Raw genomic sequence first — 24,477 nt, 5'->3', positions numbered from 1 at the left:
ATCGAGTTCGCCCGCGCGGGCGGCAAGGTCAACACCGACGCGCTGGACAACTCGGCCGGGGTGGACTGCTCCGACCACGAGGTCATGCGGCCCCGGGGCGGACGGCGGAGGGTATTCCACCGGTTGCACGGTCGAGTGATGCCCTGGCCCGGAGCAGCCACCATCGATCGGTACTCTGGCTCACTGTGCAGTCCACGAGCACGGTAGACCGCCCAGAAGCTCCGCCCGAGACTTCGTCGCAGACCTGGCGGAAAGCCTTCAAGGACATCAGCGACGCCTACAGCCAGCGACAGCTGTGGGCGCACCTCGGCTGGCAGGACATCAAGCAGCGCTATCGGCGCTCGGTGATCGGCCCGCTGTGGATCACCATCAGCATGGCCGTCACCGTCATGGCGCTCGGCCTGCTGTACTCGCAGTTGTTCGAGACGAAGCTGGAAGACCACCTGCCGTACCTGGCGGTCGGGTTCATCATCTGGGGCTTCATCTCCAACTGCGTCAACGAGGGCTCCGAGGTCTTCATCTCGAACGAGGGGCTGATCAAGCAGCTCCCCGCGCCGGTCTCGATCCACGTGCTGCGGTTGCTGTGGCGGCAGGTGCTGTTCTTCCTGCACAACCTCGCCGTCTACTTCGTGCTGCTGATGATCTTCCCGAAGCCGCTGTCCCTCACGGTGCTGCTGGCCATCCCGGCGTTCGCACTGATCGCGATCAACGGTGCGTGGGTGATCATCGTGGTGGGCACCATCTCGACCCGGTTCCGGGACATCCCGCCGGTCACGCAGAGCATCGTGCAGCTGATGTTCTTCATGACGCCGATCGTGTGGAACTACGACCAGTTCAAGACGAACCCGAACCCCGCGATCGCCGAACGCGCCCGGTTGGCCGAGATCAACCCGTTCATGCACTTCTTGGAGATCATCCGGCAGCCGATGCTGGGCAGCCCGATCGTGTGGCACCACTGGCTGATCGTCGGTGTGTTCACCGTCGTGGGGTGGGCAGTGGCCCTGGTCGTGCTGCGCAACTACCGCTCCCGCATCTCCTACTGGGTCTGAGTGAGGTCGAACTGTGGTCAGCATCGACGTCTGGAACGCTGCGGTCGACTTCCCGATCTTCGACGCGAAGTCCCGCTCGTTGAAGAAGGCCGTGCTCGGCAAGGCCGGCGGCAAGATCGGCACCGACAGCCGGGTGCCGATCATCGAGGCGCTGCACGACATCAACCTGTCGCTGCGGCACGGTGACCGGGTGGCCCTGGTCGGCCACAACGGTGCCGGCAAGTCCACCCTGCTGCGCCTGCTCAGCGGCATCTACGAGCCGACCCGGGGCAGCTCGCGGGTGGTCGGCAAGGTCGCGCCGGTGTTCGACCTCGGCGTCGGCATGGACCCGGAGATCTCCGGGTACGAGAACATCATCATCCGCGGTCTGTTCCTCGGCATGAGCCGCAAGGAGATGGAGAAGCGGATCGACGACATCGCCGAGTTCACCGAGCTCGGCGACTACCTGGCGATGCCGCTGCGCACCTACTCCACCGGTATGCGGGTGCGGTTGGCGCTCGGCGTGGTGACCTCGATCGACCCCGAGATCCTGATCCTGGACGAGGGCATCGGCGCGGTCGACGCGGAGTTCCTGGAGAAGGCCCGGGACCGGCTCAACGACCTGGTCAAGCGGTCCGGCATCCTGGTGTTCGCCTCGCACTCCGACGAGTTCCTGATCGAGCTGTGCAGCTCCGCCATCTGGATGGACAAGGGCGGCATGCGCGAACAGGGCTCGCTGCGCGAGGTCCTGACGCACTACAAGGGTTACGACCCCTTCGAGTACCTCAGCGAGGAAACCCTGGCCCGGATCGGCGAATCCGCGGCCACGATCGGGAGCAAAGAAGGCGCATGAGCACCGACTCCGCACAGCAGCTGCCTGCCGGGTCCGTAGTCGCGGTGATCGTCACCAGGCACCGTCGCGAGCTGCTGGCCGAGTCCTTGAAGGTCATCGCGAGCCAAACGCGGTTGCCGGACCACCTGGTGGTGGTCGACAACGGGCCGGACCAGTCCGCCGAGGACGTGGTGGCCGACTGCTCGATCCCGTCGACCTACATCGCCTCGCAGCGCAACCTGGGCGGCGCCGGCGGCTTCGCGCTGGGCATGCTGACCGCGCTGTCGCTGGGCGCCGAGTGGGTGTGGCTGGGCGATGACGACGGCCGTCCGGCCGACGAGCACGCGCTGGAGACGCTGCTGGACGTCGCCACCAAGCGGCGGCTGGCCGCGGTGTCGCCGGTGGTCGTCAACATCGACACCCCGGACAAGCTGGCGTTCCCGATGCGCCGCGGTCTGACCTGGAAGCGGCGGGTCAGCGAACTCGGCGAGGGCGACTTCCTGCCCGGCATCGCGTCGCTGTTCAACGGCGCGCTGTTCCGCGCTTCGACGCTGGACGTGGTGGGTGTGCCGGACTACCGGCTGTTCTTCCGCGGCGACGAGGTGGAGATCCACCGGCGGGTGGTGCGCTCCGGGCTGCCGTTCGGCACCACGCTCCGGACGCGCTTCCTGCACCCGGACGGCTCGGCGGAGTTCAAGCCGATGCTGGGCGGCCGGTTCCACGCGCAGGACCCGTCGGACGCGAACAAGCGCTACTACACCTACCGCAACCGCGGCTACCTGATGTCGCAGCCGGGGATGCGCAAGATCGGGGCGCTGGAGATCGCCCGGTTCGGCCTGTACTTCGTGGGGCAGAAGCGCGACCCGAAGGCCTTCAAGGAGTGGCTGCGGCTGGTCCGCCAGGGCCAGCGGGAGCAGTTCTTCCGCCGTTGATCGTCGTCTCGTGAGCGCGTAGCGGGGTTCGGGCCCGGCTGCGCGCTCACGACGTTCCTGAACGAGTTGCGGCGCAACGGAAAACTGTCACCGACCGGTCACGAAACACTGAGAGTGACCTGAGAGCAACCTGAGTTCGCAGCTCACGGCGTTACCCGGGGTGGTGTTCTGCACACCCGCCGAGTGCCGCGGCAAGCCCCGGACCAGCAACTACTATTCTCCACCCGTGCTCAGTGACCAGGAGGAAAACCGCCGAACGGACGATGATCCGGCGCGCGCCGAGGTGAACACGCGGCAACCGTCCGCGAAGCGGCTCAAGCTGTTCGCGACGATCTTCGGACTGCTCGGCACGGTGCTCGCCCTGTCGGTGCCGTTCCTCCCGGTCAACTACGAGATCACCACGCTGAAGTGGCCGACGGCGGAAGGCACCAAGTCGGTGTCCGCACCGCTGGTGAGCTACTCGCCGGTGTGGCTGAAGGCCGACGTGCCGTGCGCCTCGGCGCGCAGCCTCGACCAGCGCACCAACGGCCCCGGCACCCTGCTGAGCACCAATCCGCCGTCCTCCGACTACGGCAACCTGACCGGCTTAGTCCTCCAGGTCGACAACGGCCACCTGACGCTGCTCAACAAGGGCCAGCAGGTCGGCACCGCGCCGCTGCCCGACGGCGACTGCACGATCGCGCTGAAGTCCGACGCCTACGAGACCACCGCCACCGCGGGCGGCGAGTCGCTGGCGGACCTGCACGGCGACCAGCGCCCGCAGCTGACCGGCATCTACTCCGGTCTCAACGACGGCATCGACAACGTGCACGGCCTGTCGTTCGAGGCCCGCGTCGACAACCGCTACGAGAGCCAGCCGACCACCCTCAAGATCGTCGTGATCGCGCTGGCCGTGGTGGCGTTCATCGGTTCCCTGGTCTGCCTGCGGCGGCTGGACGTGCGCGCCGGGCGGCGGCCCCCGAAGTGGGCCCCGGCCAAGTGGTGGAAGCCGACGTTCCGGGACGTCTCGGTGATCGGCTCGCTCGTCGTCTGGTGGGCCATCGGCGCCATGACCTCCGACGACGGCTACATCCTGACGATCGCGCGGGCGCGCGAGAGCTTCGGCTACGTCAGCAACTACTTCCGCTGGTTCGGCGTGCCGGAAGCGCCGTTCGGCTGGTTCTACGAGCTCTACGCGCTGTGGGTGCAGATCTCCACCGCGACGCCGTGGGTGCGCCTGCCCGCGCTGCTGATGGGCATCGTGTCCTGGCTGCTGATCAGCCGCGAGGTGCTGCCCCGGCTCGGCCAGCAGGTCCGGCGCTCCAACGCCGCCGGCTGGGCCGCCGCCGCGGTGTTCCTGGCGTTCTGGCTGCCCTACAACAACGGCCTGCGCCCGGAGCCGGTCGTGGTGCTGTTCTCGCTGCTGGCGCTGTGCGCCGTCGAGCGCGCCGTGGCCACCGGGCGGCTGATGCCCGCCGCGCTGGGCCTGGTCGTCGCCGCGCTGTCGGTGGGCGCGAACCCGCACGGCATGGTGTCCGTGCTGCCGTTCATCGCCGCGCTCAAGCCGCTGTTCCGGCTGGTGCGCAAACGGGCCCAGGAGTTCGGCTGGCTGCCGGTGCTGGCGCCGATCGCCGCGTCCGGGTTCATCATCCTGACGCTGGTGTTCTCCGACCAGACGTACAAGTCGGTCATGGACGCCACCGAGCTGCGCACCGACCTCGGCCCGAGCCAGAGCTGGTACGAGGAGCTCAGCCGCTACAACCTGCTGTTCAGCGCGACGCCGGACGGCTCGATGACGCGGCGCTTCCCGGTGCTGCTGGTGATCCTGTGCCTGGTCACCTGCGCGGTCGTGCTGCTGCGCCGCAGCCGGATCCGGGGCGCGGCGCTGGGCCCGAGCCGGCGGCTGCTGGCCATCACCGCGATGTCCTTCGGCGTGCTGGTGCTCACCCCCACCAAGTGGTCCCACCACTTCGGCATCTTCGCCGCGTTCGGCGGCGCGCTGGCCGCGCTGACGGCGTTGGCGACCAGCAGCACGGTGCTGCGGTCCAAGCGCAACCGCGCGGTGTTCGTCGCGATGCTGATGGTGATCCTGGCGTTCGCGGCCACCGGCCCCAACGCCTGGTGGTACGTCTCGGGCTGGGGCGTGCCCTGGTTCAACATGCCGCCGCAGCTCGCCGGCTACAAGCTGAGCACGATCTTCCTGGGGATCGCGGCGATCGCGCTGATCGTGGCGTTCATCGAGCACCTGCGCATCGACGAGAACAACCCCAAGGTCGTCGACGAGAGCTTCGGGCGCGAGGAGAAGCGCAGCCGCGCGCTGCGGCTGGGCACCGCGCCGCTGTCGATCGTGTGCGCGCTGCTGGTGCTGTTCGAGCTGGCCAACTTCGGCAAGGTCATCCAGAAGCAGTGGGGCAGCTACAGCATGGGCTCCGACAACGTGAAGCAGATCGTCGGTTCCAGCTGCGGCCTGTCGGACTACGTCTACGTGGAGACCAACCCGCAGTCCGGCATGCTGCGCGTGTCCCCCGAGCAGCCGAGCAAGGGCGCGCCGTCGCAGGACGTGCGCATCCCGATCCCGCCAGACCGGCTGGAGGGCAAGGAGGACATCGACCAGTACATGCGGGCCAAGATGGTCGGGTTCAACCGACCGGGCCTGCCCGCCGGCGACGGCACCGACCCGGAGGAGCCCGACTGGAAGCCGCCGCACCAGTTCGGCAACGACCGGGCGCCGGTGTGGGGCAGCTACGACCCGGCCGGCACCGGCACCGGTGAGCTGCGCACCCAGTGGTACGACCTGCCGGAGCGCGCGCAGACCGGTGAGGTGCCGGTGGTGATCTCGCTTGCCGGCAACGAGTTCGGCGCGAACTCGATCGCGCTGGAGTTCGGCCACGACACCCCGGACGGGTTCCTGGTCACCGCCCGCAAGTTCGTGGTGCAGCCGGGCGGCCCGGGCTGGCGCGACTTCCGCTACACGGTCGGCGGCCTGTCCGAGGGCGCCACCAAGATGCGCATCGTGGCCACCGACAACTCGCTGGGCCCGAACGGCTGGATCGCGGTCAGCGCGCCCCGCGCGCCGCAGCTGGTGAACATGACCGACTTCGTCGGCGACCAGCCGACGTTCGTGGAGTGGACCGGCGCGCTGGTGCACCCGTGCCTGCAGCTGCCGGGCGTGCACAACGGTGTGGCGGAGATCCCGAAGTTCCGGGTGTCGGCCGGCGCCGAGGTGCGCGAGATCGGCCAGGGCTGGTCGTCGCCGGACGCGGGCGGGCCGTTCGGCTGGCTCAACGTGGCGACCAGCATGCGCGAGCTGCCGACGTACCTGAAGAACAACATCCACCGGGACTGGGGCTCGCTGTACGCGGTGGACCCGTACGAGCCGGACGCCCTGCCCGCCCAGGCGGCGATGGACGTGCACACCGAAACGCACTGGGGCAACTGGACGCCGGGCCCGCTGTCGAAGACGGTCCACCTGCCGGGCGACGTCCCGAGCAGCGACGACCGCAACGACGTCAAGGCGTTCGAGGCTCCGGAGGAGCAGGAACCCGACCAGTGACGGCTGGGGGCTCCCGGGTTCGGGAGCCCCTCACCGGTACGCCGTGGGCGAAATGCGCTGGTCGGTCCTCCGCTGAGGGTGAAACCGGGTGTTGCGGCCGGGATCGGCGTGGTGCTCTGGGATCCGGGTCCTCGACCGTCGGGGACCACTGCGATTGGGGGTTCCCATGCCCGAACTGCGACCCGGCCTGGTGCTGCACCTCGCGGGCGTGAGCCAGCCGCTGCACATCGCGCTCGACCAGTCCGAGGCGGACGTGCTGCGCGACGTGCTCGCCGACCTGATGGCCAACGGCGAGACCAAGGCGCTCACCACCGCCGACGGCGGCAGCTTCGCGGTGAACTTCGCGCACGTGGCCACGGCGCACGTCGAGACGACGCGCTCCGACGCCAACGCCTACGGTGCCCCGGCCCGGGGCACCGGCTTCCGCCGCAACTGATCAGAAGTCGCCGGGGCGGTTCGGGTCGAAGCCGACCGGCGGATCGGCCTGGAGCTGGCCGCCGACCAGCCGGATCGTGTGCCGGGTCGGCGTGCCGCTCGGGCAGCAGCCCGGATCGTCGGCGTTGTAGACGGGGAACTCGACCCGGACCGCCGTGCCGTCCTGGGAGACGATGCTCACCAGGCCGACCTCCATCTTCTGCGCCAGCCGCTGCCCGTCGAAGAAGAACACGGCCTGGCAGCGGCCGTTCGCGCTGCCCGTGCACATCGCGTGGATGGCCCGGACCGGTCCGGCGAGCTCGCCCTCCGGCGGGGTCGGGGTGAAGCCGTCCGCCTCGATCTCGGCCATCGCGGCGGCGAGGTCGAACTCCTCGGCCTCCTTCGTCGACGGCGCCTGCGTCGTCGGCGCGGGCGGCGCCGGCTCAGGCGCCTGACCGCAGCCGGCGAGCAACACGACGAGCAGGGACAGCAGTCCCGCGGAACGACGCACCAGAACCTCCGAAACCCGCGGGCACCCCACCGGCCCGCTTCGTCCGGTCCGACGCGCGACGTGGCCCAACCGTTCCCGCAAACCCGGCCCCGGCGCAGCAAAAAGCTCCGTCTCCGTTGGTCAGGCCCCGTGAGTACTTTGGGGGGCTATAGCAACCCAAAGTACTCACGGTCTTTGACCAGGGGAAACGGAGCTTTCGTGCAGGCTTTCGCAGCGGTGCCGAGCCGGTCAGTCCCGGAAGACGACCCACTTGAGCATCACGAAGTTGATCAGGGTGCCGAGGCCCTGAGCGACGATCCAGCAGACCGCGTAGCGCAGCTGCGGGTCGAAGTCGGGCAGCGTCAGGTACAGCAGCTGGTTGGTGCCGACGTTGACGAAGAACGTCGCGGTGTAGACGACCGCGAAGCCGAGCGCCTTCGCCTTGGCGTTGCCGGTGCTCGCCCCGCTGAAGGTGAACTTCCGGTTGATCAGGTACGAGGCGGTGGTGCCGAGGATGAACGACACCGCCTTGGAGGTCCAGTTCGGCCAGCCGAACGACAGCAGGAGCGCGTAGACCCCCGCGTCGATGATGGCGCAGAAGCCACCAATAGCGACGAATCGGATAAGCTGATTCACAACGCCTAGGCGCTTGGGCTCCGCCTGGTCCGTCTGGGCTTCGGCCACGGCCACTGGTTCACCTCGGGAATCGACGACAGGTCGTTCGGTGCCCAGGGCTTCTTCGCTCGGGCGCACCCGGCTGGACGCCGAAGACGCGGGAGTCCGGAACTCCGCGAACGTCCCGACGAGTGTAGCGATGACGCATCGCACATCACCGGAGACCGCGCGCACCCGCGGCGGTCGGTCGCCGTTGCGCGGATAGACTCGGCTGGGTGGGATCGGCAAACGACGAGCTTCAGACGCTGACGGGCTGGGGGCGCACGGCGCCGACCCAGGCGCACGTGGTGAGCACCCCGGACGTCGAGACGATCGCCCGAGCGGTCCTCGAGGCAGGTGAGCGCGGGGTCATCGCCCGCGGCCTGGGCCGCAGCTACGGCGACCCGGCGCAGAACGCCGGCGGCACCGTCATCGACATGACCGCCCTCGACCGGGTGCACCAGATCGACGTGGACGACGCCACGGTGGTCGTGGACGCCGGGGTCTCGCTGGACACCCTGATGCGCAGGCTGCTGCCGCACGGGTTGTGGATCCCGGTGCTGCCGGGCACCCGGCAGGTCACCGTCGGCGGTGCGATCGGCGCCGACATCCACGGCAAGAACCACCACTCGCAGGGCTCCTTCGGCAGCCACGTGCTGTCCCTGGACCTGCTCACCGCCGACGGCGAGGTCCGCACGCTGACCCCGGACGGCGAGGGCTCCGAGCTGTTCTGGGCCACGGTCGGCGGGATGGGCCTGACCGGCATCGTGCTCAAGGCGACGATCAAGCTCAAGCGCGTCGAGACCTCGTACTTCCTGGTCGACAACGTGCAGACCAAGAACCTCGACGAGCTGCTCGAGCACTTCACCGATGGCTCGGACGACAACTACGTCTACTCCGTCGCCTGGTTCGACTCGCTGGCCCGCGGCGACAAGATGGGGCGCGCGCTGCTCACCCGCGGCAACTCGGCCAAGCTCGAGGACCTGCCGAAGAAGCTGCGCAAGGACCCGCTGAAGTTCAACGCGCCGCAGCTGATGACCACCCCGCCGATCTTCCCGAACGGCCTGGTGAACAAGTTCACCATCACCGCGTTCAACGAGGTCTGGTACCGCAAGGCGCCGACGAAGTTCGGCGCGGTGCAGAACATCACCCAGTTCTTCCACCCGCTCGACCTGGTCGGCGAGTGGAACCGGATCTACGGCCCGAACGGCTTCCTGCAGTACCAGTTCATGGTGCCGTTCGGCCAGGAGGCGACGTTCCGCCGCTCGATCGACAAGATCAGCGCCTCCGGCCACGCCTCTTTCCTGAACGTGCTCAAGACGTTCGGCGAGGGCAACCAGGCGCCGATGTCGTTCCCCCGCAAGGGCTGGACGCTCACCGTCGACATCCCCGTCACGCCGGGCCTGGACCGGCTGTGCCGGGAGCTGGACGACATGGTCCTGGAAGCAGGCGGCCGCCTGTACTTGGCCAAGGAATCCCGCACTTCGGCGGAGATGATCGAGCAGATGTACCCGCGCATCGAGGAATGGCGCAAGATCCGCGCCGCGGTCGACCCGGAGGGCGTCTTCCGCTCCGACCTGTCCCGGAGGCTTCACCTGTGACCCCAGCAATGGAAACCAAGGACCTGATGGGCTGGGCGCGCACCGCTCCTTCGCGGGCGCGCGTGCTCAGCACCACGGACCTCGACGCGATCGCGGAAGCGGTCCGCACCGCCGACGAGCGCGGCGTCATCGCCCGCGGCCTGGGCCGCAGCTACGGCGACGTGGCGCAGAACGCCGGCGGTGTGGTCGTCGACATGACGCGGCTGAACCGGATCCACGAGATCAACCCGGACACCGCGATCGTCGACGTCGACGCCGGTGTCAGCCTGGACCAGCTGATGAAGGCGGCGCTGCCGTACGGCCTGTGGGTCCCGGTGCTGCCGGGCACCCGCCAGGTCACCATCGGCGGCGCGATCGCCAACGACATCCACGGCAAGAACCACCACAGCGCGGGCAGCTTCGGCAACCACGTGGTGGAGATGGACCTGCTCACCGCCGACGGCCAGGTGCGCAAGCTGACCCCGGAGGGCCCCGAGCAGGAGCTGTTCTGGGCCACCGTCGCGGGCATCGGCCTGACCGGCATCGTGCTCCGGGCGAAGATCAAGATGACCCGGACCGAGACCGCGTACTTCCTCGCCGACGTGGACCGCACGGCGAACCTCGACGAGACGATCGAGCTGTTCGACGACGGCTCGGACGACAAGTACACCTACTCGTCGGCGTGGTTCGACTCGATCTCGACGGGCCCGAAGATGGGCCGCGCCGCGTTCGGTCGCGGCTCGCTGGCGACCGTCGACCAGCTGCCGCCGAAGCTGCGCGCGAACCCGTTGAAGTTCGACGCCCCGCAGCTGCTGACGCTGCCGGACGTCTTCCCGCCGCGGCTGGGCAACAAGCTCACGTTCAGCGCGATCGGCGAGCTGTACTACCGCAAGACCCCGAAGCGCGGCCGGGACCTGATCCAGAACATCAGCGGCTTCTACCACATGCTCGACCTGATCGGCGAGTGGAACCGGGCCTACGGCTCGCAGGGCTTCGCGCAGTACCAGTTCTCCGTGCCCTACGGCAAGGAAGAGGAGCTCAAGCGGATCCTCCGCAAGATCTCGCACTCCGGGCACGTCTCGTTCCTCAACGTCATCAAGAAGATGGGTGAGGGCAACCGGGCACCGCTGTCCTACCCGCACCCGGGCTGGATGGTGTGCCTGGACTTCCCGATCGTCGACGGCCTGAGCCGGTTCTGCCTCGAGCTGGACGAGGACGTCCTGGCGCTGGGCGGTCGGCTGTACACCGCGAAGGACTCGCGGACCCTGGCGTCGACCTTCCACCAGATGTACCCGCGGGTGGACGAGTTCCGGAAGATCCGCCAGACCGTTGACCCCGAAGGCATTTTCGCTTCAGACATGAGCCGGAGGCTTGAGCTGTGATCGACGCAGTTGGAAACCCCCAGTCCCTGCTGGTGCTCGGCGGCACCTCCGACATCGCGCTGGCGACGGCGAAGAAGTACGCCGAAGCCCGCCCGCTGCGGATCATCCTCGCCGACCGCCCCGAGGAGCAGGAGCGCCTGAACGCGGCCGCCGAGTCGCTGCGCAAGACCGGCAGCACGGTGTCGATCCTGACCTTCGACGCCCGCAAGCCCGAGACCCACGCCGAGGTCATCGACAAGGCGTTCGCCGACGGCGACGTCGACGTCACGCTGATCGCCTTCGGCATCCAGGGCGACAACGAGAAGGGCTGGACCGACGTCGAGGCGGCCCGCGCGGTGGCCGACATCAACTACACCGCCCCGGTGTCGCTGGGCGTGCTGCTGGCCGATCGGCTGCGCAAGCAGGGCCACGGCAACCTCGCGGTGATGTCCTCCCCGGCCGGTGAGCGGGCGCGGCGGTCGAACTTCGTCTACGGCTCGTCGAAGGCCGGTCTGGACGTGTTCTTCTCGGGCCTGGGCTACGCGCTGGAGGAGCACGGCGTCAAGGTGACCGTCGTGCGGCCGAACTTCACGCACACCAAGCTGACCGAGGGCATGAAGGCCGCGCCGATGGCGAACACCCCGGAGAGCGTCGCGAAGGCGATCGTGGACGGCGTCCGCAAGGGCAGCCCGGTGGTGTACGCCCCCGCGCAGTTCCGGTTCGTGATGACGATCCTGCGGCACGTGCCGCGCGCCATCTTCCGCAAGCTGCCGATCTGATCTGCTTCCCGAACGGGGTCACCGGGATCGTCCCGGTGGCCCCGTTCGTCGTTCCGGGCCCGGTAACGTTTTGGTCTTCCGGGCAACGTTGCGGGGTCCTGGAGCGATCAGCTGTGTGACGGCGCTGTTGCGCTGCCCGATCTTCCCGACGCGCTCCGCGCTGGGGGAAGCGCGGATGCCTGGAGAAGTGGGGTTCACCGGGCGCCCGCGTCCGTGGGCCCTCCACCTGCCCTGCTGTACGGAGGGCCCACGGAACGTCCGTTCGCTCACCATTGCGCTGTGATGCGCATCACTCACCCCTCCTTGGAACTGCGACCGCCACCGCACGTCTTCCGAACGAGAAGCAGCTGACGGCACATGTTCAGGGGAGCTGGGGAAAATGCGCTTGCACACCACCGGAAAAGCACTGCTCGCGGCAGCGGTCTGCGTCGTCTCGCTCAGCGCGTGCGGGAACGCGCAGCAGTCGTCGAATTCGCTCCAGGTCGACAACGCGGCCAACGGGAGCAGCGGCCAGGGGCGCTCCGGCGGCCCCGCGGACTGCGCGGCGGACCAGCTGAAGCCGTCGTTCGTGCTCTCCACGACCGGTTCCGCCGCCGGCTACGTCTCGGTCACCAACGAGGGCTCCGAGCCGTGCGTGCTGGACAGCGACTACCCGACCATCGAATTCCTCAACCGGGACGCCCAGCCGGTCGAGGACGTCACCTACCTGCAGGGCGAGCCCGGCACCCATCCGCTCACGCTCGCGCCTGGCGAGGTCGCCGCCGCAGAGCTCGACTGGAAGGACATGGGCGACGACTGCGTGGCCCGCGTCTGGGCGATGGGCCTGAAGGTGCGGCCGGACGACCCGGCCAAGTCGGTCGACCCGATGCTCAACGACAAGCCCTGGGTGTTCGACCTGTGCGGCAACGAGGTCACCGCCGACGGCTGGCGGCGCGGCTGACCGCTCCGGCGCGCGCTGTTCGTCCGAGTTGAAAAAGGACGAACAGCGCCGTGATCCAGATCACCGATCAGTTCTTGGAACTGCGGCTGCGGCTGCGCGTCTATGGGTTCAGGAAGTGATTGAACCCACATGTTCGGGGGATTCGGAGAAATGCACTTACGCACCATCGGGAAGACCATCGCCGCAGCGACTATCTGCGTTGCTTCGCTCAGCGCCTGCGACCTTCCGCAGTCGCAGTCCCAGCAAGCACCGCAAACGCAGCAGAGCAGCAACACGTCCGGCGAAACTCCCAGCGAGCAGAGCGAATCGACGAGTTCCCCGGAATCATCCGAATCCGCGGAAACGAGCAGTTCGACCGATTCCGGCGATGACGTCTCCGCTTGCGATGTGGAGCGGATGAACACGTCGTTCCGGCTCGCCACGACGGGCTCGGTGGACGGTTATCTCGAGGTCACCAACGATGGCGGAAATCCCTGCACCCTGAAGAGCTCTTACCCGACGGTGGAATTCATGGGCCGGGACGGCACCGGCGTCTCGGACGTCACCTACAAGCAGGGCTCGGGCGGCTCCGGCTCGGTCACGCTGCAGCCCGGCGAGACCGCCAGTTCGGACGTCGAGTGGCAGGCCAGCGGTGACCAGTGCGTCGCGCGGGTGTGGGCGCTGAACCTGTCGCTGCAGCCGGGCGAGAAGCCGAAATCGGTGGACCCGGTGCTCAACGACCAGCCGGGCCAGGTGTTCGACCTGTGCGGCCACGAGGTCACCGTCAGCGGCTGGCAGAAGGGCTGACCCAGCAAACTCCGAAGAGGACCCCTGCCATCTCCGGCAGGGGTCCTCTTCGTTGCGTGCGGCGGACCTGCCGAAATGTGCTTTTCCCGCCGGAAGGGCAACCTCTTGCGTTGTGCCGATCGTCAATCGGCTGGACGAATTTCGGCGCGCGAAAGCGGTGATCGCGCAGTGCGTTCGCCAGGATGGCGGACGCACCGTTCAACGCCAGGAGGACCGTTGGAGCACCCGAGCAGCTCTGTGCAACTCGAGCCACCCGCCGAGACCAGGCCGGCCGCCGCGCCGACCGAGTCCCGGTTCGGGCGGTGGCTGGCGCACCTGCTCGCGCTCTGCGTCGGCGTCGTCGGCCTGGTCTGCGCGTTATCGCTGCCGTTCGCCCCGGTGTGGGTGGACCGCACCGAAGTGCACTGGCCCGGCCCGGAAGCCGAGACCACGACGGCGCTCTTCGCGCCGTACCGACCGGCGTCGTTCGAGGCGTCCGTGCCGTGCTCGACGATGCGCAACGCCCTCGACCGGCCGGGGCGGACCACCGTCCTCACCACGCTGCCGCCGGGCAGCGACCGCGAAGGCCTGGTGCTGACCGCTGAGGACGGCAAGCCGAAGCTGCTGCTCGACCAGAAGCAGGTCGAGCTGCCGCCGAACGCCTGCCGGTTGGAGATCAGCGCCGACGCGCAGCGCTCGCAGGTGACCGTCGACGGCAGGCAGCCGATCGCGCTGCCCGGCCTCGCGGCGCCGGAGGTCTTCACCTTCGCCACCGACCTCGATCCCGGGCAGCTGACCGGGGTTTCGGTCACCGCCCGCACCTTCTCGTGGTTCGACACCTCGCCCACCGAGCTCAAGAGCGCGCTGATCACCGCCGCGCTGGTGCTCTCGCTCGTCTCGCTGCTCCTGCTCCTCGTGCACGCGCCACCGGCGTTCGGTTCCCTGCGGGTGGCGCTCACGCCGCTGCCGGTGGACGTCGGCGTCGCGGCCGTGCTGGCGGGCTGGCTGGTCATCGGTCCGCTGACCGACGACGACGGCTTCGCGATGATGACCGTCCGCAACTACGACGACGCCGGGGACATCGGCAACTACTACCGCTGGTTCAACGCGTCGGAAACACCGTTCACGCTGGTCCAGCACCTGATGCGGTGGTGGTCGGCGGACGACCTGTCCCCGGTCTGGCTCCGGGTGCCCAGCGCGGTGGCCGGACTGCTGACCTGGTTCGCGGTCAGCCGCGGGATCGTCGCGCCGGTGTGCCGCGGCGCCCGGCGGTTCCCGCTGCACCTGGTCGCGGCGGTGTTCTTCCTGGCCTGCTGGCTGCCGTTCGGCCTGGGCATCCGCCCCGAAGCGTTCCTCGCGCTGGGCACGTCCGCGCTGGTCGCGGCGCTGCTGAAGCTGGACCGGACGCGGGCCCCGCAGCTGTGGCTCGGGATCGCGGCCCTGATCGCCGGGCTGACCGCGGCCGTCACGCCGACCGGCATCAGCGCGCTGCTGATCGTGCTGGTGTTCGCGCCGCGCATCTGGCGGGTGCTGGTCCAGCCCGGCGTGCTGCCGCGCTGGATCCTGGCGCCGACCCGCGCGGCGCTGGCCGCGTGCCTGGCGGCGACGGGTCTGGTGGCGATGTTCGCCGATTCGACGTGGCGCGGAGTCGTGGCGGCGACCTGGATCCACAACGAGTTCGGGCCGAGCCTGGGCTGGTACCAGGAGATCAACCGGTACTCGGCGCTGCTGGGCACCTGGATCTGGGGCACCTCGGCGAAGCGGATGGCGGTGTTCCTGGTGATCACCGCCGCGCTGCTGGCCGGGGCGTGCGCGATGCGGCAGGTCCACCGGTGGACGAGGGTCGGCGATCTGCCGGTGCTGCTCGGTTCGGTCGTCGCGGTGCTGGCCGCGCTGTGGTTGACGCCGTCGAAGTGGACCCACCACTTCGGATCGCTGGCCGGGGTCGGTGCGGCGCTGCTCGCGGTGGTCGCGGTCGTGCTGGTGCGGGTCGGCAAGCTCCAGCACGCCAAGCGGGAATCGCTGCTGCTCGGCGTGTTCGGCGCTCTGGCGGCGGCGGTGGCCGCGGCGCTGTCGTTCATGGGCCCCAACATCTGGCCGATGCAGTCCGATTTCGCCATGCCCTGGTCGGATTCCCCGGTGCGGCCGGACGTTCCGCTCGACAGCCCGGCGTTCTGGCTGGCCGGAGCCGTCCTCGTCGGACTGGTCGTGTTCAGCGTTGTGCGCCTCCGGGCCAAGGTGCGGGCCCGGCCGACGAACAGTCTCATGTGGACGCTCATGCCCGCTTCGCTGCTGAGCGGTGCGGCGTTGGCGTCGGTGCTGGTGCTGCTCGGCTCGTTCGCCGCGGCACCGCAGGTCATGGGCGACCGGTTCTCCGTGGCGCGGATGAACTGGCAGAGCCCCAACTGCGGGCTGGAGGACGAGGTCCAGGCCCTGCCCATCGCCGAGCAGATGTGGCCGCTGGTCGGGGAAGCCGAGCTGGACGGGTTCAGCGCGGGCGGTGCCCCGCCGCAGGAAGCGGATGTGCGCAACGCGGGATCGGGCCGGCCGCTGGAGGTGACACCGCCGGAAACCGAGCCCGAGCGCGGCCCGCGCGACGAGGTGCAGGCGACGTCGGCCAGCGAGTACTCGTGGACGAGCCTGAACGGCGGACCGCAGAACACCGGTTCGCTGATCAGCCCGTGGTTCGGCATGCCGCAGCTGACCAGCAAGCAGGCCCTGTCGCTGTGGATCGCAGGACGTCCCGAGCAGGGCAACTCGCTGAAGCTGGAGTTCGCCGCGGCGGACCGATCGCTGGGGGTCCGCGAGCTGCGCGACCCGCCGCCGACCGACCTGCCGTTCAACGACCCGCGCCACGGGAGGCCGCTCGACTGGCGGAACTTCCGCGACTGGCGGATGCACAACATCGACGGCCGCGACATCCCGCGCGGCGCGGACCGCGTCCGGATCCTCGCCGAGGACCGCACGACCGACGAGCAGGGCTGGCTGTCGGTGAGCGGCCCGGTGGTGCGCGACGTCGTGCCGCTGCGCCAGGCGCTCGACGTGCAGAAGCCCGCGCTGATCGACTGGACGATGAGCTTCGTGTTCCCCTGCCGCAGCGACTACCCGCAGGTGGCGGGCGGTGTCGCGAGCAGTCCGCGGCTGATGGTGACCCCGCCGTCGGGCGACTGGGGCATGGCCGTCGACCCGGACTGGGGCGGGGTCTTCGCCGGCGCGACGATGCTGTCCCGCCGCATCGAGATCCCCACCCGCCTCCGCGACGCCCCCGGCACGGCCTGGGGCCGCCTCTTCGCGGTCCACTACGGCACCCAACGGGACGACTACACGACGACCCGCACCCGAGAAGTCATCGGCGGGGCCGACGGCGACCGGCCGTACCCCTTCAAACCCCACTGACCCCACACCCGGTCACGACGACCACCCGCAAGTGGCCCGGGTGGGACCGCAGTTTCAATTGAAACTGTGGTCCGTCGTGCCTGGGATGTGCAGTTTCAATTGAAACTGCGGATCTCGGAACCACCGGGTGACCCCCATTCAGGTGCTGCGGGATCGGGTGAACTGGCTGAAACTAGTTCGCATTGCGCATCCAGCCAGTTGACCGGGGGACATCGTGGCGGACCAGGGCGGCCTGAAAACAGAGCTCGATCCCCCGCGGCCCGCACCGGCCCCGCGAAAACGTCGCCCGTCCGGGGGATTCGGACTGCTCATCGGGGTGATGGGCGTGCTGGTGGCGCTCGCCGTGCCGTTAGCACCGGTGATCACCCAGCAGGTCACGGTGACCTGGCCGAAAGCCGGACAGCTGCCGGAGAGCACGCTGGCGTTCGTCGTGCCGTACCACCCGGCCGAGGTCCACGTCCAGGTCCCGTGCCCGGTGGTCCGCGCTGGTCAGCAGCGCGACACCCCGACGACGCTGGTCGCCAGCCGACCGCCAGGTCAACCCACCGAGGGCTTCGCGGTCACCACCGCCGCCGACCACGTGATCGTCCTGGTCGGCGGCCGCGAAGCGCTCCGCGCGCCGATCTCGGCCGCCTGCGACGTCGCCATCGACGCCGACACCTCGGGCAGCCAGGCACGGATCGGCGACCGGGCCGTCGATCTCCCCGGCGTCCTGGTCCGGGACGTCGTCGCGTTCGCCACCGACCTCGCGCCCGACCAGGCGGCCGGCCTCCAGGTCCGGCTGACCACCGCGAACTGGTTCGAGAACTCCCCCACCGCGCTCAAAAAACTCCTGATCGCAGCCCAAATCGCCCTCGTCCTCCTGGCTTTCACCGCCCTCCTCGCCCACGACCGGTCCCGCCGCCGCTCCGCAAATTCCATTGAAATCGGACCTCCAATTTCCATTGAATTTGCGGAACCCCGGACCCGGGAGCCTCGGAGGGGATCCAGGATTCCTGGGTACCTCGTCGATCTCGGGTTGATCGCGGTCCTCGGCGGCTGGTGGGTGCTGGGACCGACCACACCGGACGACTCGTTCGCCGCGATGACCGTGCGGAACGGCCTGCTGACCGGCGACATCGGCAACTACTACCGCTGGGAGAACGCCTCCGAAGCCCCGTTCACGCTGGTCCAGCACCTGCTCGAACCCGTCGCCGCGTGGAACGCCAACCCGCTGGCGATGCGCATCCCGAGCGTGATCGCAGCGCTGCTGACCTGGTTCCTGCTCAGCCGCGGCATCCTCGGCGCAGCCCTCCCGGAGCACGCCCGGCGCAGCCCGGTCCGGCTGCTGGCGGCGGTGAGCTTCCTGGCCTGGTGGCTGCCGTTCGGCCTGGGCGTCCGCCCGGAACCCTTCGAGGCGCTGGGCCTGGCCGCAGTGCTGGCCTGCGTCCTCCAAGCAGTGCGACGAGACCGGGTAGCCCCGCTCGGACTCGCCGCGCTGGCCGCCGGGCTCTCGGTCGCGGTGAACCCGATGGGCATGACCGCGCTCGTCCCCTTCGCGGTGCTCGCCCCGCACCTGAAACGCCTGCTCAGCGCACAGATCGCGGCCCTGCTCTGCGGTATCGCCGCCGTCGGCGTGGTGGCGATGTTCGCCGACCAGTCGCTGTTCGGCGTCCGCAAGGCCACCGAGCTGCACTCCTACTACGGCCCGGACGTGCCCTGGTTCGAGGAGATCCTGCGCTACCAGTACCTGCTGGGCTTCGACCTGCAAGGCGACATCGCCCGACGCGCACCGATCCTGCTGACCGCCGTCGTCGCGGTCTTCAGCGGACTGCTGCTGGTGCGCGGCGCGCGCCGCCTGCCCGGCATGGCGCTGGCGCACGCGCTGCCGCTGTGCCTGCTGCTGAGCATCACCCTGATGATCGCGACACCCTCCAAATGGACGCATTACTTCGGCGCGCTTGCCGCAGTCGGAGCCGCTACCCTGACCGCAGGTGCGGTCCTGATCACATCCGCCGCCCGGCACTTCGCCCGCGACCGGGTGGTGCTGGTGGCGGGTGCGTTGTGCTCCGCCCTCGCCGCGCTCGCCGCGGCGCTGACGTTCGCTGGAAAGAACAACTGGTTCTTGCACTCCCAGTACGGAGTGCCATGGGGAGAGCAGCCGGTGCGGCCGCTGGACAGTCCCGCGTCGTGGCTGTTCGCGGTGGTCGTGCTGCTGGCGGTGTCCGTCCTACTCGGACGCACCGACGCGGAACGGCCCAGGCGGCTGCTCGTTCGAATTCCCGCGCTGCTCGGCGTGGGCGCGGTGGGGGTGACGGTGGCGGTCGTGCTCGGTTCGTTCGTCGTCGCGCCCATCCGGCAGACCGGCGCCTACTCCATCGGCGGTCAGGGCCTGGCCGCGCTGACCGGCGGCAGCTGCGGCATCGCGGACCACGTGGTCGCGACCCCGGACGTCCCGGGCGGCGCGCTGGTCCCGCAGGGTCCCGCCGAGGCCAGCGGCTTCACCGCCGGAACCGGGTACGCGCAGGAGTTCGCCCCGCCCGGCGGAGTCCGCGATCTCTGGGGCAGCCTCGACGGCGGGCAGATCTCCACCGGCGAACTCACCACCGGCTGGTTCGAGCTGCCCGAACTCGCGCCGGACCAGGAGCTCGCGGTCGCGATCGCCGGGCGCAGCGGCGACGGCAACCGGGTGGTGCTGGAGTTCGGCTCCGCCGGCGGCGTCCTCGGCGAGCGCGTCCTGGACGACACCTGGCTCGACGCGGACGAGCGCCCGGCCTACCCGACCGACCACGTGGTGGAGGACCGCCCGCAGGACCACCCTGCGTGGCGCGACCTGCCCGTTCCCGCCCGGGAGATCCCGGCCGGAGCGACCGCGGTGCGGATCCGGGCCGTGGACGGCACCACCGATCCGAGCGGCTGGCTCGCGGTCGCCGGGCCGCGCGTGCGGGACGTCGTGCCGCTGCCGGAGTACCTGCGGGGGAAGGCCCCGATCCTGGTGGACTGGTCGATGACCTGGAACGCGCCGTGCCTGCAGGACATGCCGCGGATGGCCGGTGGGCTCGTCGAACCGCCCGCGTACCTGGTCACGCCGCCCAGCGGCACGGGCTTCGGCGGCACCGCCGCGTACACCCGCAGCATCGGCGGATCCTTCGCCGGCGTGGGCGAAGTCGGTAACCGGAAAGAAGTGCCGACCCGACTACTCGGTGTCGAGAAAACCCCTGAGTACGCCGAATGGGGACACCTGATCGAGGTGGATTACCCGATGCCAGGCAACGAATACGACGTCCGGGGCGTTCCTGTTCCACGGTGGGGTTGGCGAGGGGAGTGACCATGGCCGACACGATGCGCCAGCAGGTCCGAATTCCGGTGCCGCAGCAGGAACCGCGCAGCAGCGGCGACCCGGGCGGTCCTGCGCTGGTCTCCTACGTGCTGCCGGTGTTCAACGAGGTAGACGGCATCCGGCGCTTCCACGAGGAGCTCACCGCGGCCACGGCCACCCGGCCCGAGTTCGACTACGAGTTCATCTACGTCAACGACGGATCCAGCGACGGCTCGCTGGAAGCCCTGCAGGACATCGCCAAGAACGATCCGCGGGCGCGGGTGGTGGACTTCGCGCGCAACTACGGCCACCAGATCGCCATCACCGCCGGGCTCGACCACGCCGCAGGCGACGCGGTGATCGTGATGGACACCGACCTGCAGGACCCGCCGCGGGTCAGCCTGGAGCTGATCGACGCCTGGCAGGACGGCGCGGAGATCGTGTCCGCGCGCCGCCGCACCCGCCAGGACACGCCGTTCAAGCGCGCCACCGCCGCCGGCTACTACCGGGTGCTGCGGCGCTGCGCGGAGGTCGACATCCCGGTGGACACCGGCGACTTCCGGCTGCTCAACCGGCGCGCCGCCGAAGAGCTGCGCGGTTTCCGGGAACGCAGCCGGTTCATCCGCGGCATGGTCGCCTCGATGGGGTTCCAGCAGCACGAGGTGCTGTTCGACCGGGACGAGCGGCTCGCAGGCGAGACCAAGTACCCGATGCGCAAGATGCTGCGGCTGGCCGCCGACGGCGTCACCGGGTTCTCCACCGTCCCGCTCAAGATGATCACCCGGATGGGGTTCATCACCTTGGGTCTGGCGCTGCTCGGCATCATCTACGCGGTGACGCTACGGCTGTTCTTCCCCGCGGTGACGGTCTCCGGGTGGACCATGCTGATGGTCGCCATGCTGTTCCTCGGCGGGTTGCAGATGCTCTCGCTCGGGGTGATCGGCAGTTACGTCGGCCGCATCTACAGCGAGGTGCAGCAACGCCCGCTCTACATCGTGCGGGATGTGATCCGGCATGACGCGGACTGAGCAGCTGGCGCGGCGAGAGCCGCTGATCAGCCGGTCGCTGCTGCGCTACGCGATGATCGGCGCCAGCGGCGTGCTGCTGGACTACTTGCTGTTCCTGTTGCTGTACAACACCTTCGGCCTGCACGAGCAGGTCGCCAACGCGATCAGCACGACCGCCGGGATCACCAACAACTTCGTGCTCAACGCGCTGTTCAACTTCCGCAAGCGGGACCGGATCCTGGTGCGCTTCCTGCGGTTCTACGCCGTCGGCCTGGCCGGGATCGGCCTGACCTTCGTGCTGCTGCAGGTCTTCTCCGGCTGGCTCGGCATCGACCCGAACCTGGTCAAGGCCGCGTCCCTGCCGATCGTCCTGATCGTCCAGTACACCATCAACAAGAAGTGGAGCTTCGGATGAGAGTCGGCATCGTCGGTGCTGGTGCGACCGGGTTGACCGCGGCCTACGACGCGGTCAAGGCCGGGCACGACGTGACGGTGCTGGAGGCCTCCGCCGAACTCGGCGGACTGGCCGCGTCGATCGAGGTCGGCGGCACCCCGCTGGAACGCTTCTACCACCACAGCTTCCGCACCGACCGGGCGATGATCGGGCTGATCGAGGAGCTCGGGCTCGGCCACCTGCTGTGGTTCCACCGCCCCACCACCGGTGTGTACGCCGACGGGCAGCTGCACGACTTCGGCACCCCGCAGGAGATGCTGCGGTTCCCGGGTTTCTCGCTGCTGGACAAGTTCCGCTTCGGCGCGTCAGCAGCGGCGCTGAAAGCGGTGCGCAACGGGCAGCGGTTCAACTCGGTGCGCGCGCTGGAGTGGATGCGCCGCTGGGCCGGTCGGCGGGTGACCGAGAGCATCTGGGAACCGCTGCTGGTGGGCAAGTTCGGCATCCACGCCGAGCAGATCTCGATGGCCTGGCTGTGGGCCAGGATCCACTACCGCACCTTCGAACTCGGTTACGTGCACGGCGGATTCGAGCAGGTCTACCGCGCGCTGCTGGACGCGGTGACCGAGCGCGGCGGCAAGGTCGAGTTCGGCAAACCGGTGGCCACCATCCGCCAGCCCGGCGCGACGGTGCTGGTCGGCACCGGCGACGGCAGCAGCTACGAGTTCGACCGGGTCATCGTCACGGTCCCGCAGCCGGTGTTCGCCGAAGCGGCCGGGATCGAGCACGACGACGTGCTGTGGCGCAACCAGTACCTGGGCGCGACGTGCTTCATCCTGGAGTGCGACCGCAGCGTGATCCCGCACTACTGGCTGAACGTCAACGACACGGCGTTCCCGTTCCTGGCCGTCGTGGAGCAGACGAACATGGTCGATCCCAGCGAGTACGGCGGTCGCCACATCGTCTACGTCGGCAACTACGTGCCCCGCGACGACTGGCGCTTCACCACCGACCCCGCCGAGCTCCTGGAGCGCTACGTCCCCTGGCTGCGCAAGCTGAACCCGGACTTCGACCGCTCCTGGATCCAGAACTGGCACTTCTCCAAGGCGCCCTTCGCCCAACCGATCGTGACCCCCCGCTACCGCTCCCTGATCCCGGGTCACCGGACGAAGATGCCCGGCGTCACCCTGGCGACGATGTCCCAGATCTACCCCCAGGACCGGGGCCAGTCCTACGCGATCGCCATGGCCCACGAAGTGACCGACCACCTCGGCCTCAGCAACCGGTGATGGTCCACTGTGGATAGCGGCGCGCAGCGCTGGCTGCGCGCCGCTTCCGGTCAGGCCTTGTTGAGGCCCGGTTTGCCGTCTTCGATGACGAAGGAGGCCAGGGTTTCCACCGGTGCTCCCGGTTTCGACACGTACGGGAGGACCTTGTAGTCCGCTCGCAGGCCTTCCGGGGTGATCTCGGTGTTGATGTAGCCGCGCTGGTTGCTGTACAGGCGGACGTGCGGGTTCTCGCGGAGGTAGGCCTTTTCCTTGTCGGTCAGGTCCGGGGAACCGTCGCCGCCGCTGGTGATCGACGTGGTGGTGAGCTCGGTTCCCACGATCCTGTCGCCGTCGTGGATCTCGTTGGCCCAGTGCGTGTGCACGTCGCCGGTGAGGACCACGGGGTTGCGGACCTTGGCGCGCTGCCAGCCCTGGACGACCCGCTCGCGGGAACCGACGTAGCCGTCCCAGGCGTCCGGGTTGTAGCCCTTCTCCTCGCCGTTGAGGTAATCGATCTCGGCGAACATGACCTGCTGGCCCAGCACGTCCCAGCGGGCGTTCGACTGCTGGAGGCCCGTGAGCAGCCAGCGCTCCTGCTCGGCGCCGGTGAGGCTGCGCTTCGGGTTCAGGCGCTCCGGGTCCTGGGTCGGGAACTTGTCGCCGCCCACCTGGTCGTCCCGGTACTGGCGGGTGTCGAGCATGTGGAAGTTGACCAGCCGGCCCCACTGGATCCGCCGGTGCAGGCGCAGGTCGATGCCCTGCGGCACCTGCGCGCGGCGCAGCGGCATGTTCTCGTAGTACGCCTGGAAGGCGGCCTTGCGGCGCTCCAGGAAGTTCGGCTGCGGCTTCTCCGGCTTCTCGTAGACCTCGTCGGCCCAGTTGTTGTCGACCTCGTGGTCGTCCCAGACCACGACCCACGGGGCGGCCGCGTGCGCGTGCTGGAGGTCCGCGTCGGTCTTGTACTGGGCGTGCCGCTGCCGGTAGTTCGCCAGCGTCTCGGTCTCCGGCCCGGCGTGGTCGCGCGGGTTGCCGCTCGGCGCGACGTAGTCCCCGGCCTTGTACTCGTACTGGTAGTCGCCCAGGTGCAGGATCAGGTCCGGGTGCTCGTCGCCGAGGTGCCGGTAGGCGGTGAAGAACCCGTGCTCGTACTGCGCGCACGACGCGAACGCCATGGACAGGCTGGTCAGCGCGTTGGGCAGCGGCGCGGTGCGGGTGCGGCCGGTCGGCGACAGCGAGCCCTCGGCGCGGAAGCGGTAGAAGTAGTCGCGGTCCGGGCGCAGCCCGGCCAGCTCGACGTGCACGCTGTGCCCCAGCTCCGGCGCGGCCTGCGCCTCGCCGCGCTGCACGACGCGCGTGAACCGCTCGTCCTCGGCGACCTCCCACTGCACCGGGAGGGTCTTGCCCGGCATCCCGCCCATGCCGTCCTCGGCGAGCGGATCGGCGGCCAGGCGGGTCCACAGCACGACCCCGTCCGGCGCCGGATCACCGGACGCGACGCCCAGCGTGAAGACCTCGCCGCGCCGAGCAGCACCAGCACCGGGCAGCGCGGCGGCCGGGAACGAAGCAGCGGTGGTCAGCGCAGCGGCACCGGCGAGCGTTCCGCCTAACAGCACGCTGCGCCGCGAGATGGATTCGGGCACGAAGACCTCCAAATTCGGGAAACGAGATCAACTCTCATCCCGAGCGGTGAAGACCTCCTGCCCTCCCGGTGATCACCAAATGAACAAGCCGATCTCCCTCCCATCGTTTCGCAGAATTTCTGGTGCTTCACGTCTTCCCCGACCCGCTCGCCGGCGAATCCGGACATCAC

Annotated in this window: 18 protein-coding genes and 1 pseudogene; 16 read left to right on the top strand and 3 right to left on the bottom strand. The window is 69.2% G+C overall.

The genetic code is table 11. The features are described 5' to 3' along the window. The 6 genes and pseudogenes from ABTZ89_RS38950 to ABTZ89_RS13830 all read left to right on the top strand — a co-directional run. Positions 1-84: pseudogene (locus tag ABTZ89_RS38950) on the top strand (NAD-glutamate dehydrogenase domain-containing protein); the annotation flags it as partial. A 101-nt stretch (positions 85-185) separates the two neighbouring features. After that, the gene (wzm, locus tag ABTZ89_RS13850; RefSeq protein ID WP_270951578.1) at positions 186-1,049 is read left to right on the top strand and encodes a galactan export ABC transporter permease subunit Wzm/RfbD; all 864 of its coding nucleotides are present in this window, start codon (positions 186-188) and stop codon (positions 1,047-1,049) included. 13 nt (positions 1,050-1,062) lie between these two features. Continuing rightward, positions 1,063-1,881 (top strand): galactan export ABC transporter ATP-binding subunit Wzt/RfbE, encoded by an 819-nt coding sequence (gene wzt / locus ABTZ89_RS13845; protein ID WP_270951579.1) that lies wholly within the window; start codon positions 1,063-1,065, stop codon positions 1,879-1,881. Then, complete coding sequence (gene glfT1, locus ABTZ89_RS13840; RefSeq protein ID WP_270951580.1) at positions 1,878-2,792, top strand: galactofuranosyltransferase GlfT1; 915 nt, start codon at positions 1,878-1,880, stop codon at positions 2,790-2,792. Before wzt ends, glfT1 begins: the two co-directional genes overlap by 4 nt. Positions 2,793-3,018: 226 nt before the next feature. Beyond that, positions 3,019-6,324, top strand: coding sequence for an arabinosyltransferase domain-containing protein (locus ABTZ89_RS13835; RefSeq protein WP_351044151.1), 3,306 nt, complete (start codon positions 3,019-3,021; stop codon positions 6,322-6,324). 166 nt (positions 6,325-6,490) lie between these two features. Next, positions 6,491-6,760 carry a hypothetical protein gene (locus tag ABTZ89_RS13830; RefSeq protein ID WP_270951582.1) on the top strand — a complete coding sequence of 90 codons (270 nt, stop codon included), beginning with the start codon at positions 6,491-6,493 and terminating at the stop codon, positions 6,758-6,760. Here ABTZ89_RS13830 and ABTZ89_RS13825 read toward each other — a convergent pair whose 3' ends face one another. Both ABTZ89_RS13825 and ABTZ89_RS13820 read right to left on the bottom strand, forming a co-directional pair. Beyond that, positions 6,761-7,249, bottom strand: a complete 489-nt coding sequence (locus ABTZ89_RS13825) for an LppP/LprE family lipoprotein (RefSeq protein WP_270951583.1) — start codon at positions 7,247-7,249, stop codon at positions 6,761-6,763. A gap of 228 nt (positions 7,250-7,477) precedes the next feature. Next, complete coding sequence (locus ABTZ89_RS13820; RefSeq protein ID WP_351044147.1) at positions 7,478-7,918, bottom strand: GtrA family protein; 441 nt, start codon at positions 7,916-7,918, stop codon at positions 7,478-7,480. 200 nt (positions 7,919-8,118) lie between these two features. On the opposite strand from ABTZ89_RS13820, the gene dprE1 (ABTZ89_RS13815) reads away from it, so the two are divergent. From dprE1 (ABTZ89_RS13815) to ABTZ89_RS13770, 10 genes are all read left to right on the top strand, one after another. Next, the gene (dprE1, locus tag ABTZ89_RS13815) at positions 8,119-9,483 is read left to right on the top strand and encodes a decaprenylphosphoryl-beta-D-ribose oxidase (RefSeq protein WP_270951586.1); all 1,365 of its coding nucleotides are present in this window, start codon (positions 8,119-8,121) and stop codon (positions 9,481-9,483) included. An 8-nt stretch (positions 9,484-9,491) separates the two neighbouring features. Continuing rightward, entirely contained in the window at positions 9,492-10,844 is a 1,353-nt protein-coding gene (gene dprE1, locus ABTZ89_RS13810) for a decaprenylphosphoryl-beta-D-ribose oxidase (protein WP_351044143.1), read from the top strand. After that, the gene (gene dprE2, locus ABTZ89_RS13805; RefSeq protein WP_270951590.1) at positions 10,841-11,602 is read left to right on the top strand and encodes a decaprenylphospho-beta-D-erythro-pentofuranosid-2-ulose 2-reductase; all 762 of its coding nucleotides are present in this window, start codon (positions 10,841-10,843) and stop codon (positions 11,600-11,602) included. The genes dprE1 (ABTZ89_RS13810) and dprE2 overlap by 4 nt, the downstream gene beginning before the upstream one ends. A 379-nt stretch (positions 11,603-11,981) precedes the next feature. Beyond that, positions 11,982-12,542: a DUF4232 domain-containing protein gene (locus tag ABTZ89_RS13800; protein ID WP_351044138.1), complete on the top strand. Its 561-nt coding sequence runs from the start codon at positions 11,982-11,984 to the stop codon at positions 12,540-12,542. A gap of 396 nt (positions 12,543-12,938) precedes the next feature. Next, positions 12,939-13,328: a DUF4232 domain-containing protein gene (locus tag ABTZ89_RS13795; protein ID WP_351044135.1), complete on the top strand. Its 390-nt coding sequence runs from the start codon at positions 12,939-12,941 to the stop codon at positions 13,326-13,328. Between the two features lie 237 nt (positions 13,329-13,565). Next, positions 13,566-16,703 (top strand): arabinosyltransferase domain-containing protein, encoded by a 3,138-nt coding sequence (locus tag ABTZ89_RS13790; RefSeq protein ID WP_351044132.1) that lies wholly within the window; start codon positions 13,566-13,568, stop codon positions 16,701-16,703. A 214-nt stretch (positions 16,704-16,917) separates the two neighbouring features. Further along, positions 16,918-20,010: an arabinosyltransferase domain-containing protein gene (locus ABTZ89_RS13785; protein ID WP_351044129.1), complete on the top strand. Its 3,093-nt coding sequence runs from the start codon at positions 16,918-16,920 to the stop codon at positions 20,008-20,010. Between the two features lie 2 nt (positions 20,011-20,012). Continuing rightward, positions 20,013-21,029 carry a glycosyltransferase family 2 protein gene (locus ABTZ89_RS13780; protein WP_270951598.1) on the top strand — a complete coding sequence of 339 codons (1,017 nt, stop codon included), beginning with the start codon at positions 20,013-20,015 and terminating at the stop codon, positions 21,027-21,029. After that, positions 21,016-21,423, top strand: coding sequence for a GtrA family protein (locus ABTZ89_RS13775; protein WP_270951599.1), 408 nt, complete (start codon positions 21,016-21,018; stop codon positions 21,421-21,423). Before ABTZ89_RS13780 ends, ABTZ89_RS13775 begins: the two co-directional genes overlap by 14 nt. Continuing rightward, a complete protein-coding gene (locus ABTZ89_RS13770; protein ID WP_351044125.1) occupies positions 21,420-22,688 on the top strand; it encodes an NAD(P)/FAD-dependent oxidoreductase in 1,269 nt (422 codons plus the stop codon). The genes ABTZ89_RS13775 and ABTZ89_RS13770 overlap by 4 nt, the downstream gene beginning before the upstream one ends. 50 nt (positions 22,689-22,738) lie before the next feature. On the opposite strand, the gene ABTZ89_RS13765 is transcribed toward ABTZ89_RS13770, so the two are convergent. Beyond that, positions 22,739-24,307: an alkaline phosphatase D family protein gene (locus ABTZ89_RS13765; RefSeq protein WP_351044122.1), complete on the bottom strand. Its 1,569-nt coding sequence runs from the start codon at positions 24,305-24,307 to the stop codon at positions 22,739-22,741. Positions 24,308-24,477 lie beyond the last annotated feature (170 nt).

Origin of the sequence: Saccharopolyspora sp. NPDC002686 (assembly GCF_040295745.1) — a bacterium.
GTDB lineage: Bacteria > Actinomycetota > Actinomycetes > Mycobacteriales > Pseudonocardiaceae > Saccharopolyspora > Saccharopolyspora oryzae.
Note: the sequence above shows the minus strand (reverse complement) of the source record. Positions and strands in the feature narration are given on the sequence as shown.

Bases quoted from the DNA above. Each gene is read 5' to 3' on its own strand.
- ABTZ89_RS13830 (WP_270951582.1), top strand. From the start codon at position 6,491: ATGCCCGAACTGCGACCCGGCCTGGTGCTGCACCTCGCGGGCGTGAGC.
- glfT1 (WP_270951580.1), top strand. From the start codon at position 1,878: ATGAGCACCGACTCCGCACAGCAGCTGCCTGCCGGGTCCGTAGTCGCG.
- ABTZ89_RS13800 (WP_351044138.1), top strand. From the start codon at position 11,982: ATGCGCTTGCACACCACCGGAAAAGCACTGCTCGCGGCAGCGGTCTGC.
- ABTZ89_RS13795 (WP_351044135.1), top strand. From the start codon at position 12,939: ATGAACACGTCGTTCCGGCTCGCCACGACGGGCTCGGTGGACGGTTAT.
- ABTZ89_RS13775 (WP_270951599.1), top strand. From the start codon at position 21,016: ATGACGCGGACTGAGCAGCTGGCGCGGCGAGAGCCGCTGATCAGCCGG.
- ABTZ89_RS13770 (WP_351044125.1), top strand. From the start codon at position 21,420: ATGAGAGTCGGCATCGTCGGTGCTGGTGCGACCGGGTTGACCGCGGCC.
- dprE1 (WP_351044143.1), top strand. From the start codon at position 9,492: ATGGAAACCAAGGACCTGATGGGCTGGGCGCGCACCGCTCCTTCGCGG.
- ABTZ89_RS13780 (WP_270951598.1), top strand. From the start codon at position 20,013: ATGGCCGACACGATGCGCCAGCAGGTCCGAATTCCGGTGCCGCAGCAG.